Source organism: Labrenzia sp. 011 (assembly GCF_003075075.1).
In the GTDB taxonomy this organism is placed as follows: domain Bacteria; phylum Pseudomonadota; class Alphaproteobacteria; order Rhizobiales; family Stappiaceae; genus Roseibium.
Genome location: NZ_QCYM01000005.1, coordinates 62545 through 77937, shown reverse-complemented (window position 1 = coordinate 77937; position 15393 = coordinate 62545). Strand labels below are relative to the sequence as shown.

The following is a 15393-nucleotide window of genomic DNA, read 5'->3' as shown; positions in this document are numbered from 1 at the left end:
TAGTTTCCTGTTTTAGAAACAAAAGAGCTCTAATTCTCATTTTACTTCTCTTTTTCGGACATTCAATATGATATCAACACAGGGAGGACCATATGCGCTCACAGGTTGTCATCGTGGGAGGGGGACCGTCCGGGCTGCTGCTCGGACAGCTGCTCCATCTCAAGGGCATCGACACCGTCGTTCTGGAGCGCAAGACACGCGATTACGTGCTGCGCCGTATCCGTGCGGGCATCCTGGAAACGGGTCTCGTCAACATGATGCGCGAGGCGGGTGTCGCCGGGCGGATGGAGAAGGAATGCTATGTCCATCACGGCACCTGTATCTCCTATGAAAACGAGCTGTTCGACATCAATTTCAGGGAGCTGATCGGACAGAATGTCGTCGTCTACGGGCAGACGGAACTCACCCACGATCTCTACGACGCCAGGGACGCCACGGGCGGCAGAACGATTTTCGAGGTCGAGGGCGTCGAGATCCACGACGCCGACAGCGATGCTCCCTATGTGACCTTCACGGCCGACGGCAGGAACCAGCGCATCGATTGCGACTTCGTGGCCGGTTGCGACGGCTTTCACGGGGTCAGCCGCCAGACGATTCCCGACTCCGTCCGCAAGGAATACGAGAAGGTCTTCCCCTTCGGCTGGCTCGGCATCCTGTCCGAGACGCCGCCGGTCCATGACGAGCTGATCTATGCGAATTCCAGCCGCGGTTTTGCACTCTGCTCCATGCGCAACGAGAATCTTTCGCGCTACTACGTGCAATGCGCCCTCACCGACAAGATCGAGGCGTGGAGCGACGAGGCGTTCTGGGACGAACTGAAACGGCGGATTCCCGAATCCGTTGCCGACAGACTGGTCACCGGCCCATCCATCGAGAAGTCGATCGCACCGTTGCGATCCTTCGTCAGCGAACCGATGCGCTGGGGCCGCCTGTTCCTGTGCGGCGACGCGGCCCACATCGTGCCGCCGACCGGCGCCAAGGGCCTGAATACCGCCGCCTCGGATGTTCACTATCTCAATGACGCGCTCGTCCGCTACTATCAGGACAAGGACAGCCACGGCATCGAGACCTATTCGGAAAAGGCGCTTTCCCGGGTCTGGAAAGCCGAACGCTTCAGCTGGGCGACCACCAATCTGCTGCACCGGTTCCCGGACCAGACGGACTTCGACCTGAAGATGCAGCGCGCGGAAATCCAGTCGCTCCATTACCACGAAACAGCGCAGACCTGGTTTGCGCAAAACTATGTCGGGCTGCCCTACTGATGAGAATCGCCAGACTTTCCTCCGTTGACCTGCACTGGCGCGAAGACGGCGATCCGGACGGGGTCCCCGTCGTCTTCGCCAACTCCCTGGGCACCGACCTGCGGCTCTGGGACAAGGTGATCGCGTTGCTGCCTGAACAGGGACTGCGGCTGATCCGTTTCGACAAGCGCGGCCACGGTCTCTCCTCCTGTCCGTCGGGATCCTGGTCCATGGACGATCTGGTGGCCGATACGCGGGAGTTCCTCGAGGCCGCCGGCGTTCACTCGTGTATTTTCGTCGGACTGTCCATCGGCGGCATGATCGGCCAGCTTCTGGCCAGCCGTCATCCGGCTCTTGTCCAGGGCTTGGTGCTGTCGAACTCGGCCGCGAAGATGGGCGAGGCCGCCACGTGGCAGGAGCGCATCGCACGTATCCGCACGGGCGGAATCAACGCCCTCGCCGACGCGATTCTCGAACGCTGGTTTTCGAAAGAGTTCCGGCAGGGCGACGAATGTCCGGGCTGGCGGAACATGCTCACGCGCACGCCGGTCGGGGGATATATCGGCTGCTGCGAGGCCATCGCCGCAGCGGACCTGACCGCCTCGACGTCTCGGCTCCGCCTGCCCGTCATAGGCATCGGCGGCAGCGACGATCTTGCCAGCCCGCCGGAGCTGGTAAAGGCAACCACGGATCTCGTTTCCGGCAGCCGCTATGTGGAAATTGCCAGGGCGGGTCATTTGCCCTGCGTCGAGCAGCCGCATGAATTCACCGGCCATCTCATGGCATTCTTCAAGGAGGACCTCCATGTCACAACGCTATGAAACCGGCATGGATGTCAGGCGCGCCGTTCTGGGAGACGACCACGTCGAGCGTGCGGAAGCCGCCAAGACACCGTTCGACGAACCCTTCCAGACGCTGATCACCGAAGGCGCGTGGGGGACCGTCTGGGCCTCGGACGGCATCGGGGCACGGGAGCGCTCCATGCTGACCCTCGCACTGCTCGCCGCGCTCGGGAACTTCGAGGAAATCCCGATGCATATCCGGGCGACGGTCCGCACCGGTGCCAGCAAGCAGGACGTGCTGGAAGCCTTTCAGCATGTAGCCGTCTACGCCGGCGTTCCGCGCGCCAATCAGGCGCTCAAGCTCGCCAAGGAAACCTATGCCGAGATGGAAGAGGCCGGCCAGGAGGCAGACCGGCCGAACGGGAGGACGTAAGATGAAACCAGGCCCCTTGTACCAGCGCGACCGGCAATGGCACCCGCCGGCCCTGACCCCGGACTACAAGACCAGCGTGTCGCGGTCGCCGCAATATTCGATGATCAGTCTGGAAACGACGGTCAGCGAGATCACCGGTCCGGTGTTCGGACACAATGACATCGACCCGATCGACAAGGATCTTCTGAGCAACTACGCCAAGCCGGGCGAAAGCCCCATCGGCGAACGGATCATCCTGCATGGCCGGGTGCTGGACGAAAACGCCAGGCCGATCCCCAATACGCTGGTGGAAATCTGGCAGGCGAATGCGGGCGGCCGGTACCGGCACAAGAAGGATACCTATCTCGCGCCCATCGATCCGAATTTCGGCGGCTGCGGCCGGACGATAAGCGACGCGGACGGCTATTATCATTTCCGCACCGTGAAACCCGGCGCCTATCCCTGGCGCAACTGGGTCAACAACTGGCGGCCCGCCCACATCCACATGTCGATCTTCGGCACGGCCTTCGCGCAGAGGCTGATCACCCAGTGCTATTTCGAGGGCGACCCGCTGATCGCAAAATGTCCGATCGTCAATTCGATCCCGGACCCGCAGGCCGTCGAGCAGCTGACCGCCCGGCTGGATCTGAATGCGACGATCCCGCTGGATACCATCGCCTACAAGTTCGACATCGTCGTGCGCGGCCGCAGATCCATCCTGTTCGAGAACCGTCCGGAGGGCAACTGACCATGCGCCAGGAACTCAATTACCTGAAAGAGACTCCGTCCCAGACAGCCGGTCCCTATGTGCATATCGGCCTGGCGCCGGGGGCTGCCGGTTTCGACATCTACCGGCAGGAACTGGGCTGGGACATTGCCGGCCCCAATGCCAGGGGCGAGCGTATCCGTGTCGAGGGCTGCGTCATCGACGGCATGGGCTCACCGATCAAGGACGTGCTTCTGGAAGCCTGGCAGGCGAATGCGGAGGGGATCTATGCCCATCCGGAACACGATGGCGAGGTCGAGGAGGGCTTCCGCGGCTGGGGCCGCGTGATCACTGATTTCGACACCGGCGAGTGGGGCTTCGACACGGTCAAGCCGGGACCGGTGACAAATGCGGACGGACGGGTCATGGCTCCGCATATCAGTCTGTGGATCGTGGCGCGCGGCATCAATGTCGGCCTGCAGACCCGGCTCTATTTCGAGGACGAGGCCGACGCCAATGCGGCAGACCCGGTGATCGGCCTGATCGAATGGGAACGCCGGCGCCAGACCCTGATCGCCCGCAGGAGCGAGCGTGACGGCAAGCCGGTCTACCGGTTCGACATCAAGCTCCAGGGGCAGGATGAAACCGTCTTTTTCGATATCTGACGAAAGATGAGGCCAAGCGGCCGCAGCGGGCCTGGACACGGCCGGCCGGCATCTCCGGATCATCGGACAGATCCGGCAAACAAGAGAATGACATGACAAAACCCTGCATCATCTGCGTCGCGATTACCGGATCCCTGCCGAAAAAGGAAAATAATCCGGCGGTGCCGATTTCCGTTTCCGAACAGGTGGAAAGCACTCAGGAGGCCTTCGAGGCGGGGGCCTCCATCGTTCACGCGCATGTGCGCAACGACGACGAGACCCCGTCCTCCGATCCGGAAAAATTCGCGCGGCTCAAGGAAGGCCTGGAGAAACACTGCCCCGGCATGATCATCCAGTTCTCCACCGGCGGCCGGTCCGGTGCGGGCCGGGAACGTGGCGGCATGCTGCCCCTGCAGCCGGACATGGCGTCGCTGTCCGTGGGCTCGAACAATTTCCCGACCCGGGTCTACGAGAATCCGCCGGATCTGGTCGACTGGCTTGCCGGAGAAATGCGCTGCCAACAGGTGAAGCCGGAGGTCGAAGCCTTCGACCTCAGCCATATTCACCAGGCCGCGGCCATGAACAGGGACGGGCGCATTCCGGGCAAGCTCTATGTGCAGTTCGTCATGGGCGTGAAGAATGCCATGCCGGTCGACCGGGACGTGTTCGACTACTATATCCGCACCGTGGAGCGTCTGGTTCCGGACGCCCAGTGGTGCGCGGCCGGTATCGGCCGGCATCAGCTGACGATCAACGAGTGGTGCATCGCCGCGGGCGGGCATACACGCACCGGCCTGGAAGACAATATCCGTCTCGACCAGAAAAACCTCGCTCCCTCCAACGCCGCGCTGGTGAAGCGCGCGGCGGATCTATGCGCCAAATACGAGCGGCCCGTGGCCACATGGCAGCAGGCACGCGAGATACTCGACCTTCCCGTGAAGACGGCTTGACCCTTCGCGGTTCCTGGCACTCAATGCGGGACGACAATCTGCGGCATCCTGCCTTCGGCTGAACGCCGGCAGGATGCCGCACCAGTTTCGACCCGATCCGCTTCCGGATGTCCCCTGCGGTCCGGCCGGACTTCCACCGATCCAACCGGGTGAGCCATGCCTGTTTCCCTGTTTTCCAGCACGATCTACTCCGGCCTGTTTTCCGATGCGGAGCTTGCGGAGCTTCTCGGCGACCGGAGCGATGTGGCCCATATGGTGCGCTTCGAGCGGTCGCTCGCGACGGTTCAGGGCCGGCTCGGCATCATCCCGCAGGACGCCGCGCGGCTGATCGCGGAGAGACTGGAGACTGCCGATCTCGATCCCGCCGGACTGACAAGCGGCACCCGCTCGACCGGTGTGCCCGTTCCCGCGCTTGTCGCCGCGCTGAGAACCCTCGTCGGCGAGGACGCCGGACACTGGCTCCACTGGGGCGCCACCAGCCAGGATGTCATGGACACGGCCGCGGTCCTGCAGGCCAAAGCGTGCCTGGACATCCTGCAAAGGCGCCTCGCCCGGCTGATCGACACGCTCGAGGCGCAAAGCCACCGCACCGCGGAGCGGCTGCTGGCAGGGCGCACACGCAGCCAGATCTCGACCCCAATCACCCTCGGCTACCGGATTGCCCAATGGGCGCATCCGCTGATCGATGCCGAAAACGCACTGGCCGGCCTTCGGGCCTCCGTCTTGCGGCTGCAGTTCGGCGGCGCCTCCGGCATCAACAGTGCGATCACCCCGGACGGGACGGCGGTCAGCGCCGCGCTGGCGAAAGAACTCGGACTTGAGGACAGCCCTTCCTGGCACGTCAACCGGGCACCGGTCCTGACGCTGGCCGGATGGCTGCAGCAGGTCTGCGCGGGACTTGCCAAGATGGCGAGCGACCTGGTTCTGCTCGGACGCAGCGACATCGCCGAGGTGGCGAGCGGCACGGGCGGAGGGTCGTCGACGATGCCGCAGAAGGCCAATCCGGTGCAGGCGGAAACCATTGTGGCCCTCAACCGGATCGCCCTGGCCGCCCAGGCCGGGCTGGCAGCCGCCGCCGATCCCGCGGAGGAACGGGACGGGACCAAATGGCCGCTTGAATGGATGTTCCTGCCGCAAATGCTGCTGGCAACCGGCACATCCCTCGGGCACGCCCAGGATCTGGCCGAAAGCCTGGAGCCAAAGGACGCCAATCTGGACGCATCAATCGACGCCAATCCGGAAATCATGGCGGAGACCGCGAGTTTTCTGCTTGCCGCGAGCGGCATGTCCCGGGCGCAGGCGAAAGATCTGGTCGCGGCGGCCGCCAAAAGCAGCGCCCCGTTCGCAGAGGCGCTGGCAGGGATCAGCCCGGACGGGATCGACTGGCGGCAGGCCCTCGACCCCCGTGGGGCGATCGCGCCGGCCCGGGACATGTCCGCCCGGATTTTCGCGCGGCGGCAGAGGACGCCGGACTAGGCGGCTCCTGTAACCGTCCGCACAGGCCCGGTCAGCCGCTCAGGAACTGCGGCAGCCAGAGGGTGATGGCCGGAAAGCTGACCAGAAGCACCACGCGGATGATCTCCGCGCCGAAAAACGGCATGACGCCCTTGAAGGTCTCGATCATCGGCGTGTCGCGGGCAAGAGACGAGATCACGAAGACATTCATGCCGACAGGCGGTGTGATCAGGCCCAGTTCCACGACAATCAGCGCCAGAACCCCGAACCAGATCTTCAGATCCTCGGTGCTCATGCCGTAGCCCGCCCCTTCCGCGCCCTGATAGATGCCGCCGTTGATTTCCACCAGCACCGGCCAGAAGAACGGAATCACCAGCAGGATCATGGACAGGCTGTCCATCAGGCAGCCGAGCAGGATCAGCGCGATCAGAAGCACGATGAGCACGGTCATCGGCTCCATGCCCGATCCGCCGATCCAGGCCGCCGTTTCCTGCGGCAGGCCGACACGGGACATGAAGATCTTCAGAAGCTCCGCTCCCAGGATGATCAGATAGATCATCCCGGAAGTGGAGGCTGTTTCCTTGAGCGCGGAGATGAAGTCCGGCCACACCAGCTTGCGCTGCAACAGTCCGAACAGCAGCACCAGAAACACGCCGATGGCCGCGGCCGGGGTCGGGTTGAAGAAGCCGAAATAGATGCCGCCGATCACCAGCCCGAAGATGATCAGCACCGGGATCATGCCCATGGTGGCTTCCATGAACTCGTGCCGGTCCGCGACACCGCCCTTCGGACCGGCCTCGGGCCTGATCGCCACATAGATGGCAATGGTGAGCAGAAAGAGGACGACCGCGAGAAGACCGGGCAGAAACGCCGCCATGAACATGGTGACGATATTCGCCTCCACGATGATGGCGTAAATGATGAGCACCACGGATGGCGGGATCAGAATGCCAAGAACGCCGCCGGCCGCAAGCGTCCCCGTCGCCAGCGCGCCGGAATAATTGTAGCGCCGCAGTTCGGGCAGGGCCACCTTGCCCATGGTGGAAGCCGTCGCCAGGGACGAGCCGCACACGGCGCCGAAGCCGGCGCATCCGGCGATGGCGGCCATCGCGGTGCCGCCGCGCAGCCATCCGAGCCAGGCATTCGCCCCGCGGAAGAGCGCCTGGCTCAACCCGGTCTTCGACGCGATCGCGCCCATCAGCACGAACATGGGCACAACGGACAGGTCGTAGATGGAAAACTGGCCGTAGGCCAAGGTCTTGAGCTGGCTGAGAACCAGCATCGGGCCGTTCAGCATCATGGTGCCGACACCGCCGACCAGTATCATCGCATAGGCAATCGGCATCCGGATCGCGATGAGCACGATCAGCACCGCCAGTCCGCCCAACCCCAGGAGAAGTGCGTCCGCCATGGTCTAGATTATCCTTTCGACAGCACTTTCAGGTCGCGGATCAGGGTAACAAAGGCCGCAAGTGCAAGCAGGGCAAGGGAGATCAGGATCGGAATGAAGGCCATCCAGTGCGGAATCTGGAGAATGGTCGTCGTGTAGTCATAGTTCTTCTGATCAAGCATGCCGTAATACATGCGCCAGATCAGCAGCACGGCGAAGCCGAGCGCGACAAGGGATGCGAGCAACGTGAAGAAGGCGATGGTCCTCCTGGAAGCTCCCGAGGTAAAGATATCGGCCGAGACATTCGCCCCGACCAGCTGGCAATAGGGCAGAAACGAGAAGACCGCCACCCCGACGCCGATTTCCGTCAGTTCGAAGTCGCCCGGAACCGGCATGCCGAACACCGAGCCGACGATGGACAGCGTGTTGGTCAGGACGACCACAAGCAGAAGCCCCCCGCCGAGAAGCGCCCAGACCGTGATAAGGCGGGAAGCAGCCCCGGTGAACCCGGAGCTGCTGTCTTTGCGATCGGCTGTCATCAGTCCGCAGCGTGGCTCGCGGCCGCAGCCTTTGCCTTTTCAACGAGCGCGGCTCCGTCGATGCCCTTGGAGGAGACTTCCTCGACCCACCGGTCGGTGACCGGCGCCAAAGCGTCGCGGAAAGCCTGGGTTTCCTCTTCCGTCAGCGTGACGTGAGTGTTGCCGGCCTTGACGGCAAGACCGATGCCGAAGTCGTCGGAACCGGCCCAGATCTCACCGACCTTCTCGATCCATTCATCCCCGGACGCATCCCGGAACGCTTTCTGAATGTCTTCCGGCAGCCCGTCCCAGCGTTCCTTGTTCATGGACACCTGGAAAACGGTCGTGCCGAAGCGCTCCTTGTCGACGCCTTCGATCTGGAATTCGGTCTGTTCCTGAATCTTCAGCGGCGGGATGATCTCCCACGGGATGAACGCTCCGTCGATCACGCCTTTCTGCAGCGCGGGCGGCAGCTCGGGAACCGGCATGCCGACGGGGATCGCCCCGAGGGATTCGATCACCCAGGCGCCGGTGCGCGTCGGAATGCGGATTTTCTTGCCGGCGAGATCGGCCGGGGAATGGACTTCCGTGTCGCGCATGTGGATCGCCTGACCCGCATGCACATGCAGGAACATGACCTCGACACCCTTGTATTCTTCCTTCAGGTCGCTTTCGAAGACGTCCTTCATGGCCTTGTTCGTGGCGGCCGGATCATTGGTATGGATGCCGGGCAGCTCGAACACTTCGGAGCGCGGAAAAAGACCCGGCGTATAGCCGTTGACGGTCCAGACCAGATCCACCACACCGTCACGCACCTGGCTGATCAGCTCCGGAGGCCGGCCGCCGAGCGTCATGGCCGGATAGATCTCGATGGCGACCTTGCCGCCGGAATTTTCCTCGACCTGTTTGGCCCAGGGCACGAGCATCTGGGTATGGGCCGGAGCCTTTTCACCCAGGAAGTGGTGCAGCTTGAATTCGTATTCCGCCGCCGATGCGGCACTCGCACCAGCAGCAAACAAAGCGGCCACAAGGACCGCGTTTCTGATCTTTTTCATATTTCCTCCTCCAAACGTCTTTAACTCCCAGGCGCGGAGACCTGACGTCTCACCTGCCCATCCGCCCTGGAAACCGGCTGCGCGCGCCTTGATAGGGATCGCAGCTGTGCACACACGTCTAAGCTCATCTTCACTAACAAATTTAGCAATGTAAATTGAGATAATAGCCGGTATAGTTTCCGATTATAGAAAGTAGCCTTTGTTTTACGCCCCAAAATGCCTGACGCGGCCAGTAATGTCCGAGCCGGACATGGAGACCGCCTCGACCGTGTGGCCCGGCTTCGATTTCCCTGCGCAAGCCCTCCTCCTCAAGCGACGCGGATGCCCGTCCGATAGGGATCGGCGGGATCGAACAGAAGGTCAGATTCGCATGTCACGAACGCCCGGCCGGTGATCGTGGGAATGACGCCGCCGTCCGGGCCTGGCCGGTAGCTCAGCCGGTAGGTGCTGCCGATCACGCTTTCCTGGACCCAGTCCTCCCCCGGCGCCAGCAGGCCATCGGCAGCAAGACAGGCCAGTTTCGCCGACGACCCGGTGCCGCAGGGGGAGCGATCGTAGGAGCCGCCCGGACACAGAACGAAGTTCCGGCTGTCGTTGGCCGGATCCTGTGGTGGACCGAACAGCTCGACATGATCGATCCAGGCCCCTTCGGTGCCGGTGATGCCGTCCCGTTCCAGGGCCGCCCTGATGCGCAGGGTCAGATCGGTCAGCGGCCGGATGTTCTCCGCCTTCAGCGCGATCGGGCTGTTCTTTGCCAGAAAGAACCAGTTGCCGCCCCAGGCAACGTCTCCGGTCACCGGCCCGTGGCCTTCGACCTCCACCGTCACGTCCTTGTGCAGCCGATGGCTTTCGATATTCACCACGGAGACCGTGTTGGCGTCGTGAAGGTCCACGTCCACGACCCCGACCGGCGTTTCAAATCTGTGACGACCCGGACTGACCCGGCCCATATGCGCCAGCGTGACGGCCAGGCCGATGGTGGCATGCCCGCACATGCCAAGGTTCTGCAGGGTGTTGAAATAGATCACTCCGGCGGAGCAATCCTGGCGGGACGGCGGAACGAGCAAGGCTCCGACCATTGCCTCATGGCCGCGCGGTTCCTGCACGACGGAGGCGCGGAACCCCGCATGACCTTCCGCGAACCGTGCCGCCTTTTCGGCGAGAGATCCCGGCCCGAGATCCGGGCCGCCCGTGACGACCACACGTGTGGGTTCGCCTTCGGTGTGGCTGTCTATCACATGCATTCGGCAATCACTCCGCCTTCGCGGATCCAGTCCGCGTACCAGGTTCCGAACAGATCGTATCGCGCCTTTGCAGAGTTGCGCTGTTCATCGGTCCAGTTGACATGCAGACCGTATTCGTCCGCGCCGTTCAGTGCCATCAGATATTCGCAAAAGAGCATCAGATCCGGTCCTTCGTCGCAAAGGGACAGCACGGCAAGGGCTTCTTCCGGTTTGCGTGCCCTTTGGCGGGCTTGCGGATGGCCGTCAGCCGCCCTCCCGCAAAGCGCGCCCGGAGAGGTTAGACCATCTTTTCAATGCATTGGAATGGCCGAGATGGCTCCGGGCAGGGTTTTCGCACAGAGAGGATCCGCCGAGGCGGATCGGCATCCCTTGTTGCTCCCTGGGCTCAATCGGACAAACGGCCAGGCGCGGGCGCGCTTTTCACGCCGGGGACCGTGCCGCCCAGCCCGTCGCGCAGTTTGTGGGCCAGATCGAAAAATGTCTCGGACTGGCTGCCAAGAACGGCCCGGATACTGTCATCCACCGAAGCCCAGACCTCCATGATCCCGGCAAGGAGCGTTCGTCCCTTGTCCGTCAATTCCAGAACGTTCTGCCGGCGCGATGCGGGATCCACCGTGCGCGTGATGTATCCGGCTGCCAGCAGGCGGTCCGTCATCGTGCTCATGCTGGCAGGAGTGACCCCGAACGCCGAGGCGAGATCGGTCTGGGAAACAGCCCCCATCCGGCCCATCGCCTCGAGGACCCGCGCCTGACGGGGCTGAAGCCCGAGCGGCGCCAGTCTTCGGCGCAATTCCGCTTCGACGAGGTCCGCACTGTGAAGGAGGCCGTGAAAATCATGTGAATAAGTTTGCATATTAACTGTTAGTATCCTATATTTACGACGCTCACAAGATTCAAACCATTATACCCATACGCGCAAGAGGCCACTCATGCACCTTCGAACTCCAGGACATGTCCTTGTGCCTCCGCTTTCAGCCGCCATTCCGTCAGCCGGTCCGTCCCTGGCGCGAACCGCCAACGGGGACACAAGTCCGTCTCGCCGATATCGCCGTTTTTTCCGGACCGTGGATGTCGTGAAGGGCCCCGACGCGGTCGAATGTACCTTGTCCGGCGGCAATCCGGCAGGAGGCGTTTCTTGCGCAACTCCCTGATCCCCTCCGGTCCGTCACCGCGCGGCGCAGTGGCAACCATCGAGTCGCGACGAGCCTCCCGAACCGCATTCAACTTCAGTGAACTCATGAGGAGCTGTTTTCCATGACCGACTTGACCGACCGTCCCGACCGTTACGGCCTCGTAAGCCGAACGCTCCACTGGGGCATGGCCGCGCTGTTCGCGGCGCAATTCCTGTCCGCGGCGGCACATTGGGGCCTTCCCCGTGAAAATGCGCTGCGCGAAGCGCTCTGGAGCTACCACGTGGCGCTGGGGACGACCCTTTTCCTGCTGGTCCTGCTGCGGGGTCTGTGGGGCCTGGCGAACATCCAGAAGCGGCCAGCCTATTCGGGCGCGACGGGACAGGCGGCGGTCGTCGGGCATGTGGTGATCTATGCCCTCATGGTGATCGTCCCGGCGGTCCGGCTTCTCGCCGCCGCGGGCGGGACCCGGGGGTTCAGCTATCTCGGCATCCCGGTTTTCTCGCCCCGTGAGACGGCAATCGCCTGGACGCAGGCTCCGGCGGAATGGCATGGGGAACTGGGCTGGATTCTCGGCCTTGTGATTCTCGGTCATATAGCCATGGCAATCGTCTGGCACCGCCTGATCCAGCGCGACCATGTCCTGGAACGCATGGCGTGACGGGGACAGCCCGATGGAACCGACCCAAGCCGCGACGCTCCGCACGCCCGGGACGCTGATGCAGGAGAAGCCCCGCTTCCACCACGGGACGGAACAGCATCGTGATGTCACCTGGTCAAACCGACACGTCCGGAGCCGTTGCGGCGATTTCCGGCGACGCCACAACGGGCCGTGTCATCCGTTTCACGCTGTCAGCGACCGCGTTCCGGGCGCGGCATCGCTGTCTTCATCTGCGTGTGTGCGGCCTGTTTCGCCGGACCATGGCCCGCATTGGGGGTTCTACGCGCTTGATGCAGCCCTCAGCCGCCTCATACTTGCGGCACCTGCGCACAACATTCCCGTCTCCACCTGCCCGTGACCAAGACTGGACCAGACAAATGACCATCAAGAGCATCAATGGCTGCATCGGCTGTGAAGAATGCGTCAAATCCTGTCCCTGCGACGTGATCCGCATCGATCCCGACAGCGGCAAGGCGGTGATCGCCTATCCGGCCGACTGCCAGATCTGCCATCTGTGCCGCATGTATTGCCCGGTCGATGCGATCGAAATGGCGCCGGAGAAATCCATTCCCGTCGTTGTTCCATGGGGATAGACATGAAACCCACCGCAAGAATGTCCGCGATCATCGCCGGGCTGGTCATTTTCCTTGGCTTGCCTCTGGTATTCTACGCTCTCGGAGAGGCACCGCGACGATCCATCCTGAAAGAAGCGTTCTCGATCCTGACGCTGCTGGCGTTTTCACTGATGATCGGCCAGTTCTTTCTGGCACGCAGCAACGAGGCACTGCTGAGCCTGTTCAAGCCGCCGCAGATCCAGAAGGTACACAAATACATCGCCTATTCCGCGGTGGCGGTGATCCTGCTGCACCCCGTGCTGATTGTCCTGCCGCGCGCCTTCGAAGGCGGCGTGACGCCCTGGGGCGCCTTTCTCACCATGATCACAACCCTCGACAGTCTCGGGATTTTGCTCGGCATTGCCGGGTGGATCCTGCTTCTGGTGCTGGTGGTGACCGCCTATTTCCGTACCCCGCTGATGAAGCGCTTCACGCAACGCTATCGCGGCTGGCGGTATTTCCACGGCGGGCTTGCGGTGGCGGTCACGTCCCTTGGGCTTTGGCATGCGATCGAACTGGGCCGCCATACCGATATCGCCATCTCCGCGTTCTATGTCTCGCTGACGCTGGTCGGCTTCGCATTGCTGGCAAGGCTTTACCTGCGCGCGCATCCGAACAAGCCACGCATGTCCCCTGTGTCCGAAGGAGCCGCATCATGACCACCCAAAATCATAGCGCCGGCCCGACCCGTCGGGCGTTCCTTGCGCTCTCGGCCGCAACCGCCGGACTGGCCTCTCTCGGTATGGAAGCCTGGGCGGAAAACCGTGTCGCAATCGACGTGGACGCCATGAGCAACAGCGATCTTTCCACGGACGTCCTTGTGATCGGCGGCGGAATGGCCGGGCTGTTCGCCGCGGTGAAGGCACATGACGCGGGAGCCGCCACCATGATCGTCTCGAAGGGACGGCTGGGATCCTCGGGCCTGACCCCCTTCGGCAAGGGCTTCTTCGTTTTCGATCCCGAGACAGAGACGGGCACCATCGACGATTTCGTCGAAACGGTTTCGCGCTCGGCCCTCGGCACCAACAATCCGGTCTACACCCGCCAGGTGGCCGAGCATTCACTCGACCGCGCCCGCGAATTGCGCGACTGGGGATTTTTCGATCAAACCCTTGCCAACCGCCCGTTCATGCGGCCCATCGATGAACGCGGCATCCCGCTGATGGAGCGGGTGGTCATCACCCATCTCATCAAGGAAGACGGGCGGATCGCCGGTGCGGCCGGTTTCCGGCTGGATGCCGGAGAAACGGTCACCGTCCGGGCCAGGTCGGTGATCCTGTGCACCGGAGCCGGGGGTTTCAAGCCCAACGGCTTTCCGGTCTGCGACCTGACACACGACGGCACGGTAATGGCCTATGAGATCGGGGCCAAGGTGACCGGCAAGGAATGGAACGACGGCCATTCCACCCGCAGCGTCAACCCGGCTGCCTGCTTTGATTCCTGGGGCGACATGTTCGAACGGGTGCCGGCAACCAATGGGGTCGACGTGCATCATGACCTGGGCGTGGACATCAACTACCGCGCCTATGTGACCGGCAACCCCGTAGAAGGCGGCCCAGGCGCACCGCAGCCGACGGAAGAAATCGAGGGCGGGCCTTATGTTCCGCAGGAGTTTCAGCACAGCGGGCCTCCTGGAGGTGGCGGAGCGCCCGGCAAGGGCGGTGCACCCGGCAAGGGCGGCGCGCCCGGCGGGCCGCCTCCCGGGTTTTCCGCAGGTTCGAATGTCGGTGGCGCCTCGGCGGGCATGGCGATCCACAAGTCCGAAGGGCTGGTGCCTATGGACGCGCGTTGCGCCTCGAACATTCCAGGCCTTTATGCTGCCGGGGATGCGCTCGGCAGTCATATGGCAGGCGGAATCTACACCCAGGTGGGCTCGTCCCTTGCCGGTTCCGCCGTTCAGGGAGCCATTGCGGGGGAAGCGGCGGCGGAATATGCGCGCTCGGTGGACGCCCCCACGATCCCGGAAGCGCGCATCGCCGGAATCCGGAATGAAATCCTTGCCCCCTTGCGGCGCGAGGCGGGATATGGCCCGGCCTGGGTCACCCAGACGCTGCAGGGCATCATGATTCCGAACTTCGTGCTCTACATCAAGAAGGGATCGATGATGCAGGCGGCACTGGCCTATATCGAGGAATTGCGCGACCATCACGCGCCGATGCTGCGGGCAGCAGACATGCACGAATTGCGGCTGGCGCATGAGACCCGCAACATGATCCTGAGCGCCGAGATGAAGCTGCGCGCCTCGCTGATGCGCACGGAAAGCCGCTGCAGTCATTATCGGCTGGACTATCCCGAGCCCGACGATGAAAACTGGCGGGCCTGGATCAATATCTACAAGGGCGCCGACGGGTCCATGCAGCTTGAAAAACAGCCCTTCGGCACCTGGCCCGCATAGGTCGGCAGACGCACCGGAGCCTTGACGCACGGCAGTCGGGCCAGCCATCCGGGTGAGTTTCGTCCCGTGGAGGAAGGCCGTGCCGGAAAACTGGCCGGCCACCCCCGCCTCTTCGTTTGACGGAAAACCGACCTATATTGGGCCCTGCCTCGACACGCCCCCCCCGGCGCTCCTCCGCGCCGGGCAAGAAAGCCGC

The 15393-nt window shown here is 63.1% G+C and carries 17 protein-coding genes; 11 read left to right on the top strand and 6 right to left on the bottom strand.

The genetic code is table 11. The features are described 5' to 3' along the window. The first annotated feature begins 92 nt into the window (after nucleotides 1-92). The 7 genes from pobA (at nucleotide 93) to DCO57_RS07815 (ending at nucleotide 6211) form a co-directional block, all read left to right on the top strand. Nucleotides 93-1262, top strand: coding sequence for a 4-hydroxybenzoate 3-monooxygenase (pobA, locus tag DCO57_RS07845; RefSeq protein ID WP_116698328.1), 1170 nt, complete (start codon nucleotides 93-95; stop codon nucleotides 1260-1262). Beyond that, nucleotides 1262-2062, top strand: a complete 801-nt coding sequence (gene pcaD, locus DCO57_RS07840; RefSeq protein WP_116698327.1) for a 3-oxoadipate enol-lactonase — start codon at nucleotides 1262-1264, stop codon at nucleotides 2060-2062. Before pobA ends, pcaD begins: the two co-directional genes overlap by 1 nt. Further along, nucleotides 2046-2456, top strand: coding sequence for a 4-carboxymuconolactone decarboxylase (pcaC, locus tag DCO57_RS07835; RefSeq protein WP_116698326.1), 411 nt, complete (start codon nucleotides 2046-2048; stop codon nucleotides 2454-2456). The genes pcaD and pcaC overlap by 17 nt, the downstream gene beginning before the upstream one ends. Nucleotide 2457: 1 nt before the next feature. After that, nucleotides 2458-3183 carry a protocatechuate 3,4-dioxygenase subunit beta gene (pcaH, locus tag DCO57_RS07830; protein ID WP_116698325.1) on the top strand — a complete coding sequence of 242 codons (726 nt, stop codon included), beginning with the start codon at nucleotides 2458-2460 and terminating at the stop codon, nucleotides 3181-3183. A gap of 2 nt (nucleotides 3184-3185) precedes the next feature. Beyond that, a complete protein-coding gene (gene pcaG, locus DCO57_RS07825; RefSeq protein WP_116698324.1) occupies nucleotides 3186-3806 on the top strand; it encodes a protocatechuate 3,4-dioxygenase subunit alpha in 621 nt (206 codons plus the stop codon). A 92-nt stretch (nucleotides 3807-3898) separates the two neighbouring features. Continuing rightward, entirely contained in the window at nucleotides 3899-4735 is an 837-nt protein-coding gene (locus DCO57_RS07820) for a 3-keto-5-aminohexanoate cleavage protein (protein ID WP_116698323.1), read from the top strand. Between the two features lie 156 nt (nucleotides 4736-4891). Next, entirely contained in the window at nucleotides 4892-6211 is a 1320-nt protein-coding gene (locus DCO57_RS07815) for a lyase family protein (RefSeq protein WP_116698322.1), read from the top strand. 31 nt (nucleotides 6212-6242) lie between these two features. Here DCO57_RS07815 and DCO57_RS07810 read toward each other — a convergent pair whose 3' ends face one another. From DCO57_RS07810 to DCO57_RS07785, 6 genes are all read right to left on the bottom strand, one after another. Next, nucleotides 6243-7601, bottom strand: a complete 1359-nt coding sequence (locus tag DCO57_RS07810) for a TRAP transporter large permease subunit (protein ID WP_116698321.1) — start codon at nucleotides 7599-7601, stop codon at nucleotides 6243-6245. Nucleotides 7602-7609: 8 nt separating this feature from the next. Next, nucleotides 7610-8119, bottom strand: a complete 510-nt coding sequence (locus DCO57_RS07805; protein WP_116698320.1) for a TRAP transporter small permease — start codon at nucleotides 8117-8119, stop codon at nucleotides 7610-7612. Continuing rightward, complete coding sequence (locus DCO57_RS07800) at nucleotides 8119-9153, bottom strand: TRAP transporter substrate-binding protein (RefSeq protein WP_116698319.1); 1035 nt, start codon at nucleotides 9151-9153, stop codon at nucleotides 8119-8121. Before DCO57_RS07800 ends, DCO57_RS07805 begins: the two co-directional genes overlap by 1 nt. 308 nt (nucleotides 9154-9461) lie before the next feature. Beyond that, nucleotides 9462-10397: a proline racemase family protein gene (locus DCO57_RS07795; protein WP_116698318.1), complete on the bottom strand. Its 936-nt coding sequence runs from the start codon at nucleotides 10395-10397 to the stop codon at nucleotides 9462-9464. Further along, nucleotides 10388-10588 (bottom strand): hypothetical protein, encoded by a 201-nt coding sequence (locus DCO57_RS07790; RefSeq protein ID WP_116698317.1) that lies wholly within the window; start codon nucleotides 10586-10588, stop codon nucleotides 10388-10390. The genes DCO57_RS07795 and DCO57_RS07790 overlap by 10 nt, the downstream gene beginning before the upstream one ends. Before the next feature lie 194 nt (nucleotides 10589-10782). Further along, complete coding sequence (locus DCO57_RS07785; protein ID WP_116698316.1) at nucleotides 10783-11250, bottom strand: MarR family winged helix-turn-helix transcriptional regulator; 468 nt, start codon at nucleotides 11248-11250, stop codon at nucleotides 10783-10785. Between the two features lie 401 nt (nucleotides 11251-11651). On the opposite strand from DCO57_RS07785, the gene DCO57_RS07780 reads away from it, so the two are divergent. The 4 genes from DCO57_RS07780 to DCO57_RS07765 all read left to right on the top strand — a co-directional run bounded on the left by DCO57_RS07780 (nucleotide 11652) and on the right by DCO57_RS07765 (nucleotide 15197). After that, nucleotides 11652-12188 (top strand): cytochrome b/b6 domain-containing protein, encoded by a 537-nt coding sequence (locus tag DCO57_RS07780; RefSeq protein ID WP_116698315.1) that lies wholly within the window; start codon nucleotides 11652-11654, stop codon nucleotides 12186-12188. A 377-nt stretch (nucleotides 12189-12565) separates the two neighbouring features. Beyond that, entirely contained in the window at nucleotides 12566-12781 is a 216-nt protein-coding gene (locus DCO57_RS07775) for a 4Fe-4S dicluster domain-containing protein (RefSeq protein WP_116698314.1), read from the top strand. Between the two features lie 2 nt (nucleotides 12782-12783). Beyond that, nucleotides 12784-13461 (top strand): ferric reductase-like transmembrane domain-containing protein, encoded by a 678-nt coding sequence (locus tag DCO57_RS07770; RefSeq protein ID WP_165814682.1) that lies wholly within the window; start codon nucleotides 12784-12786, stop codon nucleotides 13459-13461. Further along, nucleotides 13458-15197, top strand: a complete 1740-nt coding sequence (locus tag DCO57_RS07765) for an FAD-binding protein (protein ID WP_116698312.1) — start codon at nucleotides 13458-13460, stop codon at nucleotides 15195-15197. The genes DCO57_RS07770 and DCO57_RS07765 overlap by 4 nt, the downstream gene beginning before the upstream one ends. The last annotated feature ends 196 nt before the right edge of the window (nucleotides 15198-15393 follow it).

Bases quoted from the DNA above. Each gene is read 5' to 3' on its own strand.
- pobA (WP_116698328.1), top strand. From the start codon at position 93: ATGCGCTCACAGGTTGTCATCGTGGGAGGGGGACCGTCCGGGCTGCTG.
- pcaD (WP_116698327.1), top strand. From the start codon at position 1,262: ATGAGAATCGCCAGACTTTCCTCCGTTGACCTGCACTGGCGCGAAGAC.
- pcaC (WP_116698326.1), top strand. From the start codon at position 2,046: ATGTCACAACGCTATGAAACCGGCATGGATGTCAGGCGCGCCGTTCTG.
- pcaH (WP_116698325.1), top strand. From the start codon at position 2,458: ATGAAACCAGGCCCCTTGTACCAGCGCGACCGGCAATGGCACCCGCCG.
- pcaG (WP_116698324.1), top strand. From the start codon at position 3,186: ATGCGCCAGGAACTCAATTACCTGAAAGAGACTCCGTCCCAGACAGCC.
- DCO57_RS07820 (WP_116698323.1), top strand. From the start codon at position 3,899: ATGACAAAACCCTGCATCATCTGCGTCGCGATTACCGGATCCCTGCCG.
- DCO57_RS07815 (WP_116698322.1), top strand. From the start codon at position 4,892: ATGCCTGTTTCCCTGTTTTCCAGCACGATCTACTCCGGCCTGTTTTCC.
- DCO57_RS07810 (WP_116698321.1), bottom strand. From the start codon at position 7,601: ATGGCGGACGCACTTCTCCTGGGGTTGGGCGGACTGGCGGTGCTGATC.
- DCO57_RS07805 (WP_116698320.1), bottom strand. From the start codon at position 8,119: ATGACAGCCGATCGCAAAGACAGCAGCTCCGGGTTCACCGGGGCTGCT.
- DCO57_RS07800 (WP_116698319.1), bottom strand. From the start codon at position 9,153: ATGAAAAAGATCAGAAACGCGGTCCTTGTGGCCGCTTTGTTTGCTGCT.
- DCO57_RS07795 (WP_116698318.1), bottom strand. From the start codon at position 10,397: ATGCATGTGATAGACAGCCACACCGAAGGCGAACCCACACGTGTGGTC.
- DCO57_RS07785 (WP_116698316.1), bottom strand. From the start codon at position 11,250: ATGCAAACTTATTCACATGATTTTCACGGCCTCCTTCACAGTGCGGAC.
- DCO57_RS07780 (WP_116698315.1), top strand. From the start codon at position 11,652: ATGACCGACTTGACCGACCGTCCCGACCGTTACGGCCTCGTAAGCCGA.
- DCO57_RS07775 (WP_116698314.1), top strand. From the start codon at position 12,566: ATGACCATCAAGAGCATCAATGGCTGCATCGGCTGTGAAGAATGCGTC.
- DCO57_RS07770 (WP_165814682.1), top strand. From the start codon at position 12,784: ATGAAACCCACCGCAAGAATGTCCGCGATCATCGCCGGGCTGGTCATT.
- DCO57_RS07765 (WP_116698312.1), top strand. From the start codon at position 13,458: ATGACCACCCAAAATCATAGCGCCGGCCCGACCCGTCGGGCGTTCCTT.